General features: G+C 49.9%; 15 protein-coding genes. All 15 read left to right on the plus strand.

Going from position 1 to position 17,564, the window contains the following annotated elements:
* Positions 1 to 146: 146 nt before the first annotated feature.
* The 15 genes from ACYUJT_RS05190 to yfmH all read left to right on the plus strand — a co-directional run bounded on the left by ACYUJT_RS05190 (position 147) and on the right by yfmH (position 17,562).
* Entirely contained in the window at positions 147 to 1,130 is a 984-nt protein-coding gene (locus ACYUJT_RS05190; RefSeq protein ID WP_460319288.1) for a polysaccharide deacetylase family protein, read from the plus strand.
* 176 nt (positions 1,131 to 1,306) lie between these two features.
* A complete protein-coding gene (locus ACYUJT_RS05195; protein WP_460319290.1) occupies positions 1,307 to 2,560 on the plus strand; it encodes a M16 family metallopeptidase in 1,254 nt (417 codons plus the stop codon).
* A complete protein-coding gene (gene dut / locus ACYUJT_RS05200) occupies positions 2,544 to 2,999 on the plus strand; it encodes a dUTP diphosphatase (RefSeq protein WP_460319293.1) in 456 nt (151 codons plus the stop codon). The genes ACYUJT_RS05195 and dut overlap by 17 nt, the downstream gene beginning before the upstream one ends.
* Before the next feature lie 186 nt (positions 3,000 to 3,185).
* Positions 3,186 to 4,085 carry a dipicolinate synthase subunit DpsA gene (gene dpsA / locus ACYUJT_RS05205; RefSeq protein WP_460319779.1) on the plus strand — a complete coding sequence of 300 codons (900 nt, stop codon included), beginning with the start codon at positions 3,186 to 3,188 and terminating at the stop codon, positions 4,083 to 4,085.
* Positions 4,082 to 4,672: a dipicolinate synthase subunit B gene (locus tag ACYUJT_RS05210; protein ID WP_460319295.1), complete on the plus strand. Its 591-nt coding sequence runs from the start codon at positions 4,082 to 4,084 to the stop codon at positions 4,670 to 4,672. Before dpsA ends, ACYUJT_RS05210 begins: the two co-directional genes overlap by 4 nt.
* 54 nt (positions 4,673 to 4,726) lie before the next feature.
* Positions 4,727 to 5,764, plus strand: a complete 1,038-nt coding sequence (locus ACYUJT_RS05215) for an aspartate-semialdehyde dehydrogenase (RefSeq protein ID WP_460319297.1) — start codon at positions 4,727 to 4,729, stop codon at positions 5,762 to 5,764.
* A 78-nt stretch (positions 5,765 to 5,842) separates the two neighbouring features.
* On the plus strand, positions 5,843 to 7,066 hold the full coding sequence (dapG, locus tag ACYUJT_RS05220; protein WP_460319299.1) for an aspartate kinase: 1,224 nt from the start codon (positions 5,843 to 5,845) through the stop codon (positions 7,064 to 7,066).
* 24 nt (positions 7,067 to 7,090) lie between these two features.
* On the plus strand, positions 7,091 to 7,966 hold the full coding sequence (gene dapA, locus ACYUJT_RS05225; protein ID WP_460319300.1) for a 4-hydroxy-tetrahydrodipicolinate synthase: 876 nt from the start codon (positions 7,091 to 7,093) through the stop codon (positions 7,964 to 7,966).
* A gap of 227 nt (positions 7,967 to 8,193) precedes the next feature.
* Positions 8,194 to 9,873, plus strand: a complete 1,680-nt coding sequence (locus tag ACYUJT_RS05230; RefSeq protein ID WP_460319301.1) for a ribonuclease J — start codon at positions 8,194 to 8,196, stop codon at positions 9,871 to 9,873.
* 212 nt (positions 9,874 to 10,085) lie between these two features.
* On the plus strand, positions 10,086 to 10,850 hold the full coding sequence (locus ACYUJT_RS05235; RefSeq protein ID WP_460319302.1) for a ClpP family protease: 765 nt from the start codon (positions 10,086 to 10,088) through the stop codon (positions 10,848 to 10,850).
* A complete protein-coding gene (locus ACYUJT_RS05240; protein ID WP_460319303.1) occupies positions 10,847 to 11,074 on the plus strand; it encodes a YlzJ-like family protein in 228 nt (75 codons plus the stop codon). The genes ACYUJT_RS05235 and ACYUJT_RS05240 overlap by 4 nt, the downstream gene beginning before the upstream one ends.
* A gap of 61 nt (positions 11,075 to 11,135) precedes the next feature.
* Positions 11,136 to 13,862, plus strand: a complete 2,727-nt coding sequence (locus ACYUJT_RS05245; protein WP_460319304.1) for a DNA translocase FtsK — start codon at positions 11,136 to 11,138, stop codon at positions 13,860 to 13,862.
* A gap of 173 nt (positions 13,863 to 14,035) precedes the next feature.
* Complete coding sequence (gene sleB, locus ACYUJT_RS05250; protein ID WP_460319306.1) at positions 14,036 to 14,869, plus strand: spore cortex-lytic enzyme; 834 nt, start codon at positions 14,036 to 14,038, stop codon at positions 14,867 to 14,869.
* A gap of 128 nt (positions 14,870 to 14,997) precedes the next feature.
* Positions 14,998 to 16,278, plus strand: coding sequence for an EF-P 5-aminopentanol modification-associated protein YfmF (gene yfmF, locus ACYUJT_RS05255; protein ID WP_460319308.1), 1,281 nt, complete (start codon positions 14,998 to 15,000; stop codon positions 16,276 to 16,278).
* A 3-nt stretch (positions 16,279 to 16,281) separates the two neighbouring features.
* The gene (yfmH, locus tag ACYUJT_RS05260) at positions 16,282 to 17,562 is read left to right on the plus strand and encodes an EF-P 5-aminopentanol modification-associated protein YfmH (RefSeq protein ID WP_460319309.1); all 1,281 of its coding nucleotides are present in this window, start codon (positions 16,282 to 16,284) and stop codon (positions 17,560 to 17,562) included.
* Positions 17,563 to 17,564: the final 2 nt, after the last annotated feature.

Here is a 17,564-nt window from a genome sequence, read left to right on the forward strand (position 1 = left end):
CGGGAAAAGAGACAGAATGCAATATTCTGGCTCTTTTTTAATTTGTCCTTTTCTCAGAGAATCTCGTCTGGATCACCCGTTTTTTTGCATAATACAGAACTTGTCTTCATATGATGAGGACAAAACCGGGGTGAAGGGAGCATGTCATGAAGCGGAATAAATTCATCGCGATATTGCTTGGCTTCGTCGTCGTGATTGCATTATGGCAGTGGGGGGGGATACGGACGTTCGTAGAAGGAAGCTCAGTCAGGCAGAGCGGTGATTTTGCATTCCGATTAATTGCAGATGCGAGCGACGACGAACTGATGAAGACCATTCGGGAGGAAGCTGCGAAACGGCGTGAGGAACCGGTAGATGCGGTAATAGACCGTGTATGGAAGGCGATCCCGGGTTACAACGGCATCGAAGTGGATATCGAGAAGACCTATAAAAAAGCCAAAGAGCTCCCACGAGGCGCCGATATTCCTTACCAATACCGGGAAACGAAGCCGCAAGTCAATTTGAACGACTTGACGCCCGAGCCAATTTACCGCGGAAATCCAAACAAGCCGATGGTGGCATTGATGATTAATGTTGCCTGGGGCAACGAGTATATCGTACCGATGCTGGACACGCTGGACGAAGCTAAGGTCAAAGCGACCTTTTTCTTTGATGGCAGTTGGCTGAAGAAAAACGTGGAATTAGCCAAGGAAATCCAGAAGAGGGGACATCAGTTGGAGAATCATGCCTATTCCCACCCGAACATGACCCAGTTGGATGATTACCGGGCTAGATTGGAAATTTCAAAGACAAAGGATTTGCTTAAAAGTGAGCTTGGTGTAGACAATCGCTGGTTTGCCCCGCCTTCGGGGGACTTCGATGCGCGTACCGTGCGGCAGGCTGCCGATTATGGGTTGAAGACGGTGCTGTGGACGCTGGATACCGTCGACTGGAAAAAACCGCTCCCGTCCAGCATAGTTGAGAAAATATCGAAAAAGGTAGCGCCTGGAACGCTTATACTGATGCATCCGACCGAATCATCCAGTCAGGCGTTAAAGGATATGATCACTGTGATTCGGGAGAAGGGACTAGTACTCGGAACCGTAGAGGAGACACTGTCTAGTGACCGCATTCTGAAGCCGGGGAGTTGAGTATACGCGTTTTTTTTGATAGGATAATGTTGGCTTCATGGATATGAAGAATTGGAGCTTATAGCTTTCGGAGTAAGTTTTACTTCGTAAAACTAAGCGGATGCTTACGAAGCAAGTTTTACTGCGAAGTATTTCATTGAGGTATAGCTTCGTAAAACTTTTTAGGAGGGCCTTTCGTGCACAAAACGCAACTTAAAAACGGCCTGCGGGTGGTTATGGAAAAAATCCCGACCTTCCGTTCGGTATCGTTCGGCATATGGGTCAAAACAGGATCACGGAACGAAAGTCCCGACTTAGGCGGTATTTCTCATTTCATAGAACACATGCTGTTCAAAGGAACCGAGCGGTATGATGCCAAAGAGATTGCCGAACAGTTTGACGCAATTGGCGGCAACGTAAATGCCTTTACGTCTAAGGAATATACTTGTTATTACGCCAAAGTGTTAGATGAGCATTTGCCGATTGCGGTGGATGTGTTGTCTGATATGTTCTTTAGATCGTTATTTGATGAGGAAGAGCTGCGCAAAGAGAAAAATGTTATTTTGGAAGAGATCGCCATGTATGAGGATACGCCGGATGACATGGTCCATGATATGATTTCCGAGGCTGCCTACGGAACCCATCCGCTAGCCCTGCCTATTCTGGGGACGGAGAAGCTGCTGCAACCTATGGACTCTTCTCATCTTAAAGCATATATGGGGGAAAAATATACGATCGACAACACGGTCATCAGCATCGCCGGGAATTACGATGATAACATTCTGGAACTGCTGGAGAAGCATTTTGGGGACTTTGGCTCCAGGGGAGCGGATAGCGATCTGACTGCGCCCGAGTTTCTCGGCGGGATGAAATTCCACCGGAAGAAGACAGAGCAAAATCACATTTGCTTGTCTTTTCCCGGGCTGCAAATCGGTGATAAAAACCAGTATGCAATGGTGTTGTTGAACAACGCCTTAGGCGGCGGGATGAGCTCGCGGCTGTTCCAGGAAATCCGTGAGAAGCGGGGACTTGCCTATTCCGTCTATTCGTATCATAGCTCTCATGCGGATAGCGGTCTTTTTACCGTATATGCGGGGACGGCTCCTAAGCAAACCAAGGACGTTCTAGAGCTGACTAAGGAAATATTGCATGACGTTTCTCTTAATGGGCTTACCGAGAGCGAATTGAGCAAAGGGAAGGAGCAGCTGAAGGGCAGCCTTATTCTTAGCTTAGAGAGCACGAGCAGCCGGATGAACCGGCTTGGCAAGAACGAGCTAATGCTCGGACGCCATTATACGCTGGATGAAATTATTACACGAATTGAAGCCGTGACGATGGAGGATATCAATGATGTACTGCGAGGGATGTTCAAGCAGCCCTATGCGTTAGCCATGGTCGGTTCTTCTGATCGCGTCTTGTCAGGAATAAGGAGAGATGAACTTGTCGTATGAAGTGCAAATTAAACGTTTAACAGGAACTGAAGATCTCGAGCTGCCGCAGAAGATGTCGGCGGAGGCTTCCGGATTCGATCTTTATGCTGCGATAACCGATGAAATCGTGCTGCAACCGGGACAGCGTACTTTGATTCCGACAGGCTTTGCTCTTGCGATGCCGGCGGGCCTGGAAGCCCAAATCCGCCCGCGCAGTGGACTTGCATTTAAGCATGGAATTACCTGTCTCAATACCCCTGGCACGATCGATGCCGACTACCGGGGAGAAGTTAAGGTGCTGCTGATCAACCACGGGGACGAGCCTTTTACCTTCCGAAGAGGAGAGCGCATTGCCCAAATGGTATTCCAAGTTGTCCCTGAAGTGAATCTGGTTCAGGTTGACGAGTTGTCTGAAACCGTGCGTGGTGCCGGCGGATTCGGCCATACCGGAAAAAATTGAATAACGCTAACTTAGTGCACTCACATTGTTAGAACCTTGAGGCTGGCTGAGCCCTGTACCTATCGGTACGGAGCTCGGCAAGCCTTTTTTATTTGCGGCAAGCGCCTATGAACTGGGTATCACCACTTAATAGGCGTCGGCATAAGATGTTCTATAATGTGCTAGCTTGGAAGGAGGACGTCCATGATGCTTACCGGACTGACTATAGTGTTCATTGGCGGAGATGCCCGACAGGTTCAAATTATTAACAAGTGTACGGAGCTTGACGCTACAGTGAAGGTAGTCGGCTTCGAACAATGGGAGCCTCCTCTATCTGGAGTATCGCATGAGAAACTGTCTCCCGGCCTGCTAATGCGGGCTGACGTTCTGGTGTTACCAGTGATCGGCTGCAATGATCAGGGTGTTGTCGACTCGCCGTTTGCGAATGACGAGGTCGTGCTGACGAAGGATATGTTTGCGGAAATCAGGGAGGAGACAGTGGTTTATACAGGCATGGCCAAAAGTTTATTGAAACGCATGGCCGCCGAATTCAGCTTTAAGTTAATCGAGCTGCTTGAGCGGGATGATGTGGCGATATTCAACTCGATACCAACGGCTGAAGGAGCCATCATGATGGCGATTCAGCATACCGACATTACGATTCACGGTTCGACCTGCATCGTGTTAGGGATAGGCAGGACTGGGTTTACCCTGGCGCAAACCTTGCAGGGCCTAGGAGCAACAGTGAAGGTGGGAGTCCGCCGGGAAGATCAGGCAGCCAGAGCAGTCCAAATGGGATGGAAGCCTTTCGTAGCAACGGATTTGACGGCTTATACGGGGGAAATCGACTTGATTTTTAACACGATTCCGACTATGATAGTCACAGCACAAATCATCTCGAAATTGCCCCGGAACGTCGTCATTATTGATCTTGCTTCGGCTCCAGGAGGAACTGATTTTCGCTTTGCGGAGAAGCGGGGAATCAAGGCTCTTCTGGCCCCTGGTTTGCCCGGAATCGTCGCTCCTAAGACAGCAGGGATCATTATGGCGAATACGATCTGTCAGTCGATATCGGAAGAGTTCCATTTACGGGGGGATGAAATGTGAATTGGCATGGTAAGACGGTAGGCTATGCGATAACGGGTTCGCATTGTACGTTTGCTGAAGTAATGCCGCAAATCAAGCGCTTTGTCGACGAGGGAGCCAAGGTGGTTCCAATTGTATCTCATTCGGTATTAACAACGGATACCCGGTTCGGCAAATCGGAAGATTGGCGTAATCAGTTGAAAGATATAACGGGGAATGATATCATTTCCTCAATTGTTGATGCGGAGCCGCTAGGGCCTACGAAACTGCTGGACGTTCTGGTCATTGCGCCTTGCACCGGCACGACGACAAGCAAGCTTGCTAATGCGGTGACCGACAGTCCGGTATTGATGGCGGCAAAGGCTCAGCTGCGAAATGGGCGGCCCCTAGTGCTGGCTGTATCAACCAATGACGGTCTTGGCTTCAACTTGGCGAATATCGCTAAATTAATCGTTGCTAAGAATATCTACTTTGTTCCTTTCGGCCAGGATAATCCGACGGGTAAACCGAACTCGCTCGTGGCTAGAATGGAGCTCGTCCCCGAAGCATCCTATGCTGCGCTGGAAGGCAAGCAATACCAGCCGCTCATTATTGAACGATTCAGGTAATGAATTCATTGTATTCACATATATAGTTCGTATAGTGAAAGGGAGACGTGCTGGATGAGCAAGACGAAATTTAATGTCGCCGTAGTAGGTGCGACGGGGGCCGTAGGAGAGCAGATTATCAAGTTGTTGGAAGAAAGGGATTTCCCGATTGATAAGCTGAAGCTGTTATCTTCGGCCCGTTCCGCAGGAACCGTTCTTACTTATAAGGGACAGAGAATTGCCGTTGAGGAAGCTAGCCAAGACAGCTTTGAAGGAATTGATATCGCGCTGTTCAGTGCAGGCGGCGATGTCAGCAAAGCTCTTGCTCCGCATGCTGTACGTCATGGCGCCGTATGCATTGACAACACGAATGCATTCCGTATGGATCCGACGGCGCCGCTTGTAGTACCTGAAGTGAATGAACATAAAATCGCTGAGCACCATGGGATTATCGCTAATCCAAACTGCTCGACGACGCAGATGGTTGCAGCCTTGAAGCCATTATATGATCGCTATGGTATTTCGCGAATTATCGTGTCCACATATCAAGCCGTATCGGGTGCAGGTGCCAGCGCCATAAATGAAATGCTTCGCCAAAGCCGGGAGATACTGGCCGGCAATGAAGCCGCTCCGGATATTCTTCCGGTTGGGGCATTGCCTGTGAAGCATCAGATCGCATTCAACGCGATTCCGCAGATTGATAAATTCCAGGAGAACGGATATACGCTGGAAGAAATGAAGATGGTTCGGGAGACGAAGAAAATCTTCGGAGACGAATCCATCGATGTGACGGCAACCTGCGTTCGTATTCCTGTCGTATATGGTCATTCCGAGTCGGTATACGTCGAATTGAAAAGCGATTACGATCTCGAAGAAGTGAAATCTTTGCTTGCTGATGCACCGGGGGTGAAGCTCGTGGATGATCCGGCAGCCCAAGCTTATCCGCTCGCTACGGAGGCAGCCGGTAAGAAGGAAGTATTCGTGGGCCGCTTGCGCCGCGACCTTGGAAACGAGCGTGGTTTGAACATGTGGATCGTATCCGACAACCTGATAAAGGGAGCTGCATGGAACGCCGTTCAAATCGCAGAAATCGTGGCAGCAAAGCGTAACTGATTTATTTAGCAGTCAGGCTATTATAGAAAGACGGAATGAAGTACTGCTTTAATCCGCCATCATACTGGAGGAATATGCATGCACATTATGGTGCAGAAGTTCGGCGGCACATCCCTCTCCACTGTTGAAGCGAGGGAGCATGTCATTTCACACATTCGCCGTGAACTGGATAACGGCTATCGGCTTGTTGTTGTAGTATCGGCTATGGGCCGGAAAGGGGATCCCTATGCAACGGATACGCTGCTTGACTTGATCAAGCAGGCGGGGGGATCTCTTTCCCCGCGTGAGCAGGATTTACTGCTGTGCTGCGGTGAAATCATATCCGCCAACTTGCTTAGCAGCCTGCTTCAGCGCGGGGGGATTTCATCCACTGTACTGACTGGAGCTCAGGCAGGGTTCAGAACGGACAGCCAATTCGGCAATGCCCGGATTCTCGATGTTGTCCCGTCCCGCGTGCTTGAGGAGTTGGAGAACAGAAACGTCGTGATTGTAACCGGATTCCAGGGACAGAACGTGAACGGTGAATTTACGACGTTGGGACGGGGCGGAAGCGACACTTCGGCAACGGCGCTGGGTGCGGCGCTGCATGCAGAAATGGTCGATATTTATACAGATGTTAATGGCATATTGACAGCAGACCCGCGCATCGTTGAGGATGCGAGAGCCCTTGCACATGTCAGTTATGCGGAAATCTGCAATATGGCCCATCAGGGTGCTAAGGTGATCCATCCCCGTGCAGTTGAGATCGCGATGCAATCCGGTATACCCATTCGGGTTCGTTCGACATTCTCGCAAAGCGAGGGCACGCTGGTTGCTAATCCTGAAGGTTTTAGGGATGTGCAGACTGGGGTTGTCGACAGATATGTTACCGGAATTGCATACGTCGGGAATGTAACGCAAATTACGGTGCAATCTTCCGGTCAATCTGAGGCGAACTTGCAACTGCAGGTGTTCAAAGCAATGGCTGCTAACGCGATCAGCGTCGATTTTATTAATGTTACCCCTACGGGGGTCGTTTATACGGTATTTGATAGCGATGCCGGAAAAGCGTCTGCGATATTGGACTCGATGGGCTTATTCCCCCGCATACTAAGCGGATGCGCGAAGGTGTCCATTATCGGCGGCGGCATTAACGGGGTACCGGGAATTATGGCTAAGATCGTTGAAGCACTAACGGAGCAGGGAATACAGATATTGCAGTCTGCGGACTCGAATACGACGATATGGGTGCTCGTTAATAAAGAGGATATGGAGCAGGCGCTTAGAGCTCTGCATACCAAGTTCGAGCTTGCCCATCAGTGAATTATTTTAGAGGGGGATTACAACATGGAATTCGGAAGATTGATTACGGCCATGGTAACTCCTTTCGATGACCGAGGGGTCATCGATTGGGGCCAGACGGCCAAGCTAATTGACTATTTGATCGAAGAGCAAAAGTCCGATTCTCTTGTCATTTGCGGTACGACGGGAGAATCGCCAACATTAAGCGAAGAAGAGAAAATCTCGCTTTTCGAATTTGCCTTGAAGCAGGCGAATGGGCGCTGCAAAATTATTGCCGGCACCGGCAGCAACAATACGGCAGAGTCCATTCAATTGACAGCAAAGGCAGAGAAGTGCGGGGTCGACGGTATACTGCTCGTCGCTCCATATTACAATAGGCCAAATCAGGAAGGACTATATCGCCATTTCGAAGCGATTGCCCGTTCGACGGAGCTTCCAATCATGTTGTACAACGTACCAAGCCGTACGGTGATCGGTCTAACAGCAGAGACAACGCTGCGTTTGGCCCAGCTGCCGAATGTAGTTGCGACAAAAGAATGCGCATCTTTAGAGCAGGTGACTCAAATCGTAGCCGGAGCACCTGAAGGCTTCAAAGTGTACTCCGGAGACGATTCCGCCACGCTTCCAGCCATGTCTGTCGGCGCATATGGCATCGTCAGCGTAGCCAGTCATATCATAGGCCATCAGATGAAGGAAATGATCGAGGCATTCTTGGACGGCCGCGTGGTCGAATCCGCAAAATTGCACCAGCGGCTGCTTCCGGTATTTAAAGGACTGTTCGAATGTCCGCATCCGGTACCGAACCCAGTTGCCGTCAAACATGCTTTAAACCTAACCGGTATTACTGTGGGCTCCGTGCGTTTGCCGCTTGTACCGCCTACGGAAGCAGAGGCCGCGTATATCCGCAACCTGCTTTCCTAAAGGAAAAAGTTAAAAATGTGCTCTTCTTCCAGAAACCGATGCCTGCTTTGGGGCATCGGTTTTTTTGCTATTGCATAAGGTAACGTTAACTAACTGTAAAGCGTTTGACTTGTTTTTTGCCATTTTAATCATGTATAATGATTTCAAGTGACTGGGTGCGGTGATTTAAATAAATTAAATATTATCAAAATATACAACGTCCAATTAACTAGGAGGGTTAGATTCACTTGTCCAAAAAAATGAATAATGATAAATTGACGATCTTTGCACTGGGCGGCGTAGCGGAAATCGGAAAGAACATGTACGTCGTTCAGTATGCCAATGACATCGTTGTGATTGATGCTGGCCTTAAATTTCCAGAAGAGGACATGCTTGGCATTGACATCGTCATTCCCGATATCACTTACTTGACGGAGAACCGTGACAAAGTAAGGGGCATCGTGCTTACGCACGGCCATGAAGACCATATCGGCGGATTGCCATATGTACTCAAAAATCTGAATGTTCCCGTATACGGAACAAAATTGACGTTAGGTCTGGTCGAGAACAAGCTAAAGGAAGCCGGTTTGCTGGGAGATACGAAGCGCGTGCTCATTCATGCAGACTCGGAAGTACAGTTAGGATCGACGCTCAAAGCAACGTTCTTTAAAACAAATCACAGTATTCCTGATTCAGTTGGGGTATGCATTGAAACGCCAGAGGGCAACGTAGTTCACACAGGTGACTTCAAATTTGATCATACTCCAGTCAATGATCAATTTGCTGATTTGCACCGCATGGGAGAAATCGGCAAAAAAGGGGTACTTGCGCTTTTATCAGATAGCACGAATGCGGAGAAACCTGGGTTTACGCCGTCGGAGAAAAATGTCGGCATCGTCCTTGATGATATTTTCCGCAAGGCTCAGCAGCGAGTCGTTGTCGCTACGTTTGCATCCAATGTGCACCGGATTCAACAGGTGATTGATGCGGCTTATTCAACGGATCGCAAGCTGACGATTATCGGACGCAGCATGGTTAACGTCGTGACGATTGCTTCGGAGCTCGGCTATCTGAATGTCCCTGACGGCATTCTGATCGAGCCGGAAGAAGTAAACAAAATGGCTGCGGATCGCGTCGTAATTTTGTGTACAGGCAGCCAAGGTGAGCCGATGTCCGCGTTAACGCGCATGGCCCGTTCTACGCATCGCAAGGTGGATATTTTACCAGGGGATACGGTCATCATTGCAGCCACTCCGGTACCTGGTAACGAAAAATATGTGGGACGCACGATCGATGAATTGTTCCGGCTTGGCGCTGAGGTGATTTACAGCGGCTCCAATTCTGGTGTTCACGTATCTGGCCACGGCAGCCAGGAAGAATTGAAATTGATGCTGAATTTGATGCGTCCTAAATATTTCATCCCGGTCCACGGGGAATACCGCATGCTGCGGAAGCATGCACAGCTCGGAGAATCCGTCGGTGTTGACCCGGACAATATATTCCTGCTCGATATCGGTGAAATGGTGGAAATCCAAAATGGAGTCGCTCGTAAAGCGGGTAAAGTGACGGCAGGCAACGTCTTGATCGATGGCCTTGGGGTCGGCGACGTAGGCAATATCGTGCTTCGCGACCGTAAGCTGTTGTCGCAGGACGGCATTCTGGTCGTCGTCGTTACGCTAAGCAAGCAGGATGGAACGATCGTCTCCGGGCCGGATATCATTTCCAGAGGGTTCGTATACGTAAGGGAATCCGAAGGATTGCTTGAAGAGGCGAACCGGATCGTATCGAGCACGCTGGAGAAATTAATGAGCGAGAACGTAAACGAATGGGCTTCGCTTAAGACTAATGTCAAGGATGCGCTTGGACGTTTCCTTTATGAGCAAACGCGGCGCAGACCGATGATTTTGCCGATCATCATGGAAGTGTAATGAACAATAGCTAAAAATAAGAAAATTTCATAATCTGACCTTTCGGGTCGGGCACACAGTCGCCCCTTCTCCTGCCGGTAATATTGGACGGTTTCTTGTAGGAGAGGGGGCTTTCTTTTTTATTGCTGGTTTTGCATGAAGGCTGTTGGCCTAGGCATACTAACGACACGATCCGATAATTACTGCCCAGCAGCCGAAAGGAAGTGTCAAGGATGAATGAGCAATTCCAGAAGCCAAGTTATATGGCTAACGGTGAACCCGAGCCTGCACCTGAAGTTCCGGGAGGGGATAAGACAGCAGCAGCAGCTGTCACCGAAACGATTCAGCAGCTTGGTCAAACGACAGTGCCTGCACCCGGGGAATCCAATGTTTATTGCATGACGATAATAGGGCAAGTTGAAGGGCATCTTGTACTGCCTCCGCAGAACAAAACGACCAAGTACGAACATTTGATTCCTCAGCTTGTTGCGGCCGAGCAGAATCCTCGCATCGAAGGGATATTAATCATTCTGAATACCGTAGGCGGCGATGTCGAAGCCGGATTAGCGATTGCGGAAATGATATCTTCTCTGACCAAGCCGACGGTCACGGTGGTGATTGGCGGGGGACACAGCATCGGTGTGCCGATTGCTGTAGCTTCCGATTATTCGTATATCGCCGAGAGCGCAACGATGACGATTCACCCGATCCGTATGACAGGCCTTGTGATTGGCGTGCCGCAAACCTTCGAGTATATCGAGAAAATGCAGGAGCGCGTCGTGCGATTCGTGACGGCCCACTCCCATATTTCCGAGAATAAGTTCAAGGAACTAATGTTCAAGACCGGAGAGCTGAACCGCGATATCGGTACAGCGGTAGGTGGGAGCGATGCGGTTAAAAACGGGCTGATTGATGGAATCGGAGGGATTGGTCAAGGACTCACTAAATTGAATGAGCTGATCGAATCGCGACGTGCGGTAGGAGGTCTTACGCAATGACTCATTATACGATTTTACCGCAAGACGCTTATTGGGACGATAAGGAACCGGCGGATAGCTACACGGAAATCGAGCTCGGCGGTGTGTTGATGCAGGTCAGAATGGAGCCGGACAATCGAGCGACGATTATTCGGCTGCTACAATGCTCCTTGGATGATTATCTAAACCCGGCCTATGCGCCTGGGCAGCAGGTTACTTTCGTGCCAATTTTGCGCAAATCATAAAGAGTCTATAGGTTGCCCCCAGTGATTATGGTATAATATTCATCTAGGGGGTGATCTTCGTTTGGCGCGAAAAAAGAAGAAAAAAAAGGCAGCATTGGGCAGTATGCTCAAGTATGAAATATATGGGATCATCCTGATTACGTTATCGATTATCGCCTTGTCTGGGGAGGCCGCAGTGGGCCGGACATTATCGAAGATGTCTGCACTTGTCCTTGGCAAGTTCTATTTCGTTATTCCATTGATCGGGATTTTCATTGGGCTCAGCGTGATGATTAGCCGCAAATGGCCGTCCCGCTGGAATACCCGCCGCAGCGGAGCGCTGCTCGCCGTGCTGTCGCTAGTTCTGATGAGCACGATTTTTTCCATGGAGAAGAAGCTTGCTCCATCTGTGTCTTTATCTGCGGGAAATATTATTTCGCAAATTCATCATGATCTTCAGACTGCTTTATTCAGTCCAACGCTTGGAGATAGTGGCTTCAGCCTTCTCGGCCTGGATATCAGCGGAGGCTATGTTGGTGGGCTTGAATTTGCCCTGCTCTATTCGCTGTTTGGCATTGCGGGAGCTAAGCTTATCATGATTGTGCTGATGGCGATCAGTTTTATGCTGATTACCGGCCTGTCTTATGTCGATTTATTTCGCTTGCTTCGCAAAAATTTAAGCGGAGTGGGAGCAAATTTCAGCCGGAAGCTGAAGTTGCTGCGCCCTGTTCCCGTCAATAGAGCAAAGCGGCCGTCAGCATCACCAGATCGGGAAATCCAATATGAGGATGAAGCGGAAGAAGAGGAGGAGCTTCCTGTGTCCCCTCAGCCGCGGAACAAGCCAGTTTTTTTTCAGCTGTTTAACTTTAAGCCTCGTCCGAAGCAAACGGGCAGCCCTGAGGATATCCGCGGGGATATGGAAGCGGAATATTCCCAGAATGACCAGTTACATACTTCCGAAGTGAACTGGAATGAGCTCGATTATACAGGCAACAATGCTTCCGTGCAAGAAGGAGCGAAATTCGACCCTTATACCGGGGAGCCGATTCTGCAGCGGAATGAACAGGCTGATGTAGGTCCCATTATCCGCGATTTCTTTGACAATATTCAGCTTGAAGGGCGTTCTGGCGAAGGCGAGGCTGAAACTGAAGTACAGGAACAGCAATCCGACGGATCCGCGATTTGGCCGGATTCCTCTAATTCCATGGAAGATCGCGGTTCGGTGGAGCTGAATGAATCCGACGCAGATGCAGCGGCGGGGGATGCAGCCTTCCAAGCGATTCCCGAAGGGGAAAGCGGAGGAATCGTTGAAGAAGGCATTGCACCAGATGTTACGGAAGAGGACAAGCCCGAAGAACCGGCACCTCCACCGAAGCCGGCTCCAAAGCCCTATAAATTGCCGCCGTTTCGTCTGTTGTCCAAGCCAGCGGGAAGCGGGAAATCCGGTGACCAGGCGGATTATAAGCAGACCGCGCGGAAGCTGGAGGCGACGCTGGAGAGCTTTGGGGTAAGGGCTCGTGTGCTGGAGGTCGTTCGCGGACCTGCCGTTACCAGGTATGAAATTCAACCGGATATCGGAGTCAAGGTGAGCAGGATTGTCAATTTGACAGACGATATCGCATTGGCGCTTGCGGCCAAGGATATTCGCATGGAAGCTCCGATCCCCGGCAAATCGGCGATCGGCATCGAGGTGCCGAACAACGAGGTATCTCTCGTTACGATGCGGGAAGTAATGGAAACACCGGTCTTCCAAGATGCTGAATCGAAGCTGTCCATCTCCTTTGGGCGGGATATATCAGGACAGACGATTGTAGGGAACCTGGCTAAAATGCCGCACTTGCTCGTTGCAGGGGCAACAGGTTCAGGGAAATCGGTGTGCATCAACGGTATCATTACCAGTATTCTATATAAAGCAAAGCCGGATGAAGTAAAGTTCTTGATGGTCGATCCAAAAATGGTTGAGCTAAATGTCTACAACGGGATTCCTCATTTGCTTGCCCCGGTCGTCACCGATCCGAAGCGGGCTTCGCTGGCGCTGAAGAAGATCGTAGTGGAGATGGAAAAGCGCTATGAGCTGTTTTCCAAATCGGGCGCCCGGAATGTAGAAGGCTACAATTTGATGATGAAGGACAACCCTGAAGCGGTTCTCCCGTACATTGTCGTAATCGTTGATGAGCTGGCCGATTTGATGATGGTCGCGGCGAATGATGTAGAGGATGCGATAGCCCGCCTGGCGCAAATGGCTCGGGCTGCAGGCATCCACCTTATAATTGCTACGCAGCGTCCGTCTGTGGATGTAATTACCGGTGTAATCAAAGCGAATATTCCATCGCGAATCGCCTTTGGGGTATCCTCCCAGGTAGACTCCCGCACCATTCTGGACATGGCTGGGGCGGAGAAGCTGCTCGGCCGCGGCGATATGCTGTTTATGCCGATGGGAGCATCGAAGCCGATCCGCGTGCAAGGCGCCTTCATGAGCGATCAGGAGGTCGAAGCGATCGTGGGTTACGTCCGGGAGCAAGGACAGGCTGAATATGACGATAGCCTCGTGCCCGAGGTGGACGAAGATATGCAGGAGATGGAGGAGGTCGTGGATGAACTGTTCGATCAGGCCGTCCAGATTATCCTCGAAGCAAAGCAGGCCTCGGTTTCACTGTTGCAAAGACGGATGCGCATCGGTTATACCCGTGCGGCCAGATTGATTGATTCGATGGAAGCCCGCGGCATCGTCGGCCCGTATGAAGGAAGCAAACCTAGGGAAGTACTGATCTCCTTAGAGCAGTTCAAGCTCGGGAAAATATCTTCGTAATAGCTTAAGCAGCAGATCATATGACGGCAGATCCTTGATGAACAAGGTTCTGCCGTTTTATTTTGATCCGGGATAAAGGATTCTTTTTTAGGGTGCATAGGAAGGGGCGGCAGTAGTCATAATAATGTCATCCATCTATGTTAATCCAAAAAAAGAAAGGTAGAGCTAAACGTATGAAAAAATCGAGAATATGGTTTGCTACCGGTTTAGTGCTGCTTTTGTGCGGGGCATTGTTTGGAGCTTATCGGCTTTGGCATATTACGCCCGCTATGGCGGAAAGAAGCGAGGAGCCGAAATCTTCCCTTCCCGTATTCAGCGAACAGGTTATCCAGTATGGCGCATTCGGGACAGACGTATATGAGCTTCAAGGCCGACTGGGCTTTCTGGGATTTTATCATGGCAAGCTCGATAGTTATTTTGGTCCAAAAACGCAGGAATCCCTCAAATGGTTCCAATCGGAGTTTGGCATGCCGGTTGACGGTCTAGCTGGGCCGAAAACGAAGCTGAAGCTTTACAATGCCACGAAAGCCTGGAAGCCGGGCATGGAGTACGCGGCTGGCGAGACCGAAGCGAATAAAGAGACCGAGAAAGCTGCCGAGCAGACCGAAGGCAACACGTCAGCAGATTTATCTTCCGGAAACGCAATGGGACTGTCGGCTAATGACCTGAAAATCATGGCTAATGCAGTATACGGCGAGTCCCGTGGAGAACCTTTTGAAGGACAGGTAGCGGTGGCTGCGGTAATACTAAACCGTGTGAAATCGCCGAGCTTCCCGAATTCGGTGTCAGGCGTCATTTTCCAGCCGCTCGCCTTTACCGCGGTCGCTGATGGCCAAATTTGGCTTGAACCTAACGAGAGCGCAAGGAAAGCGGTGCAGCAGGCTTTAAACGGCTGGGACCCAACCGGCGGCTGCACGTATTACTTTAACCCGGAGACGGCGACATCAAAATGGATCTGGTCTCGTCCGCAGGTCAAAACGATTGGAAAGCATATTTTCTGCATGTAAATAATTGTTTGGCAGGAAGCAGCCGTTCATGGGAGCGGGTTGCTTCTTTACTTTGCCATAGTATAGAATGGAACTAAAATTATGAGGTAAAATGTGACAAGACAGTCTCTTGTAAAGGAGTTTTCATTTTGAATAAAACTGTATTTGAGCGGGGTATTGCAGGCAACATCAGAATTCACGTTCTGCCGACGACCAGATTCAAAACGTTTGCGGTATCGCTTTATGCGGGAACTCCGCTGAATGAGGATACAGTAACGACTACGGCGTTGACTCCATTCGTACTGCGGCGGGGTACAGCATCCTACCCGGAGACAATTCAATTTCGCGAGCAGCTAGAGCATTTGTATGGCGCCGGATTCGGCTTTGACGTATACAAGCGGGGGAATTATCAAATCGTTCAATTCCGCATGGATACCATCAACGATGAATTCGTATCCAGCGACGATTCTTTGCTGCGCAAAACTTTCTCATTCCTCGGTGAGGCCGTAACGAAGCCTGTTACGGAGAATGGCGCATTCCGCGAGTCCTATGTGAGCTCTGAGCGGGAGACGGTGCGGAAGAAGCTGGAGGCAATCATCAACGATAAAATCCGCTATGCTGCTGAGCGCTGCATGGAGGAAATGTTCCAGAACGATCCTTACCGCCTGCATCCGCTGGGTCAGCGCAAGGATTTGGATCAGATCACAGCAAAGTCGCTGTACGAGGCGTTCCAGCAGTGGCTGCAGCAGGCGAACCTTGATCTGTATGTCGTCGGTGACACGACCCTTGCCGCGGTGCAGGAGCTTGTAGAGCAGCATTTCGGCTTAGGACGATCGGTTACTCCGGAATATGTGCCGGCACAGAGCCATACGACAAGCGGTGAAGTTCGCGTCGTGGAAGAGGTGCTCGACGTAAATCAGGGCAAGCTCAATATGGGCCTGAGCATTCCGGTTACTTATGGCGACGACCGCTATGCGGCAGCTTTGCTTTATAACGGGATTCTAGGCAGCTATCCACACTCCAAGCTGTTTATTAACGTCCGGGAGAAGGAAAGCTTGGCTTATTATGCAGCATCAAGATTCGATGGACATAAAGGCATCGTCTCGATTCAATCCGGAATCGAAATCGCGAATTATAATAAAGCGCTTGAAATCATAAAAGCGCAGCTGGAAAGTCTGCGCGATGGGCAGATCAGCGAGCTGGAAATGTCGCAGACGAAGGCCATGATTCGCAACAGCCTGCTGGAAATGCAGGATTCCGCGTTTGACATGATTGCGTATGATTTCAACCGCGTGCTGTCCGGCCGGGAACGCCCGGCGGAAGAACTCCTGCGGCAGGTCGAAGCGATTACGCCGGAGGATGTCGTTGGCGTAGCGAATGCGGTTAAGCTCGACACGATTTACTTTTTAACAGGGAAGAAGGAGGTGTAGCGGATGGAAGTCATTACACATGAACGACTGAAAGAGACGGTGTACCGAGAGACGATGGACAATGGTTTGCAAGTGTATGTGCTTCCGAAGCAGGGGTTTAAGAAGACGTATGCCACCTTCTCCACAAAATACGGCTCGATTGATAATCATTTCCGGGTAGAAGGAGAAGCCGAGACAAAGGTACCCGACGGAATCGCCCACTTCCTGGAGCATAAAATGTTCGAGGAGCCGGAAGGCGATATTTTTGCCAAATTCGCTTCTTTAGGTGCCTCTGCGAACGCTTTTACAAGCTTCGAACAGACCGTTTATTTATTCTCCGCGACCGAGAACGTTATGGAGAATATTGAGACGCTCGTCAATTTCGTGCAAAATCCTTATTTCACGGATCAGAACGTGGAGAAGGAGAAGGGTATTATCGGCCAGGAAATCGGCATGTACCAGGATAATCCGGATTGGCGCGTGTATTTCGGTTTGATCGAGGCTATGTATGCCGTACATCCCGTTCATATTGACATCGCCGGGACGGTGGAATCCATCGGAACGATTACCAAAGAGACGCTTTATAAGTGTTATAACGCTTTCTACCATCCGAGCAATATGCTCTTGTTTGTGGTAGGCGGGGTCGATCCGGAAGAAGTATTCTCGCTGATACGGAGCAACCAGGCTAAAAAGAGCTATCAGCCGCAAGGAGAAATTAAACGCTTGTTCGATGTGGAGCCAGCCGAGGTTCACGAGAAACGCAAGGAGATCAAGCTTCCGGTTTCACTGCCGAAGTGCCTTTTTGGGTTTAAAGAGACCAACCTAGGAATTACGGACGAAGCTTTGCTTCGCCGGGATCTTGCGCTCAAGCTAGCTTTGGATCTTCTGATTGGCTCCAGTACGAAGCTGTACCAGAAGCTGTATGACATGGATCTCATTTCGGATGGCTTCGGCCATGAATTCAACAGCAATCCGAATTATGCTTTCTCGGCAATGGGTGGAGACACTAAGGATCCCGACCGTCTTCTGGAGGTCTTTACAGAAGAGACGAAGAAAATACTAGCTTCAGGTTTCCAGAGCGATGATTTCGAGCGTGCGCGTAAGAAAAAAATCGGCGGATATTTGCGGATGTTGAACTCTCCGGAGAATATCGCCCACGAATTTACACGTTATCGCTTCAGGGGCGGGGATCTGTTCTCCGTATTACCGATTTATGAATCTTTAACCTTGGAAGAGGTGAACAACCGGCTACGCGAGCATATTGATTGGGATCAGCTGGCAGTATCGCTCGTCGTTAGCCCTTAAGG

It is taken from the genome of Paenibacillus sp. YSY-4.3 (genome assembly GCF_054767475.1).

What these genes read in the sequence shown, in the direction of transcription:
- sleB (WP_460319306.1), top strand. Translation starts at nt 14,036, where the DNA reads ATGAAAAAATCGAGAATATGGTTTGCTACCGGTTTAGTGCTGCTTTTG.
- ACYUJT_RS05240 (WP_460319303.1), top strand. Translation starts at nt 10,847, where the DNA reads ATGACTCATTATACGATTTTACCGCAAGACGCTTATTGGGACGATAAG.
- dapG (WP_460319299.1), top strand. Translation starts at nt 5,843, where the DNA reads ATGCACATTATGGTGCAGAAGTTCGGCGGCACATCCCTCTCCACTGTT.
- dapA (WP_460319300.1), top strand. Translation starts at nt 7,091, where the DNA reads ATGGAATTCGGAAGATTGATTACGGCCATGGTAACTCCTTTCGATGAC.
- ACYUJT_RS05190 (WP_460319288.1), top strand. Translation starts at nt 147, where the DNA reads ATGAAGCGGAATAAATTCATCGCGATATTGCTTGGCTTCGTCGTCGTG.
- ACYUJT_RS05235 (WP_460319302.1), top strand. Translation starts at nt 10,086, where the DNA reads ATGAATGAGCAATTCCAGAAGCCAAGTTATATGGCTAACGGTGAACCC.
- yfmH (WP_460319309.1), top strand. Translation starts at nt 16,282, where the DNA reads ATGGAAGTCATTACACATGAACGACTGAAAGAGACGGTGTACCGAGAG.
- ACYUJT_RS05215 (WP_460319297.1), top strand. Translation starts at nt 4,727, where the DNA reads ATGAGCAAGACGAAATTTAATGTCGCCGTAGTAGGTGCGACGGGGGCC.
- dpsA (WP_460319779.1), top strand. Translation starts at nt 3,186, where the DNA reads ATGCTTACCGGACTGACTATAGTGTTCATTGGCGGAGATGCCCGACAG.
- dut (WP_460319293.1), top strand. Translation starts at nt 2,544, where the DNA reads ATGAACTTGTCGTATGAAGTGCAAATTAAACGTTTAACAGGAACTGAA.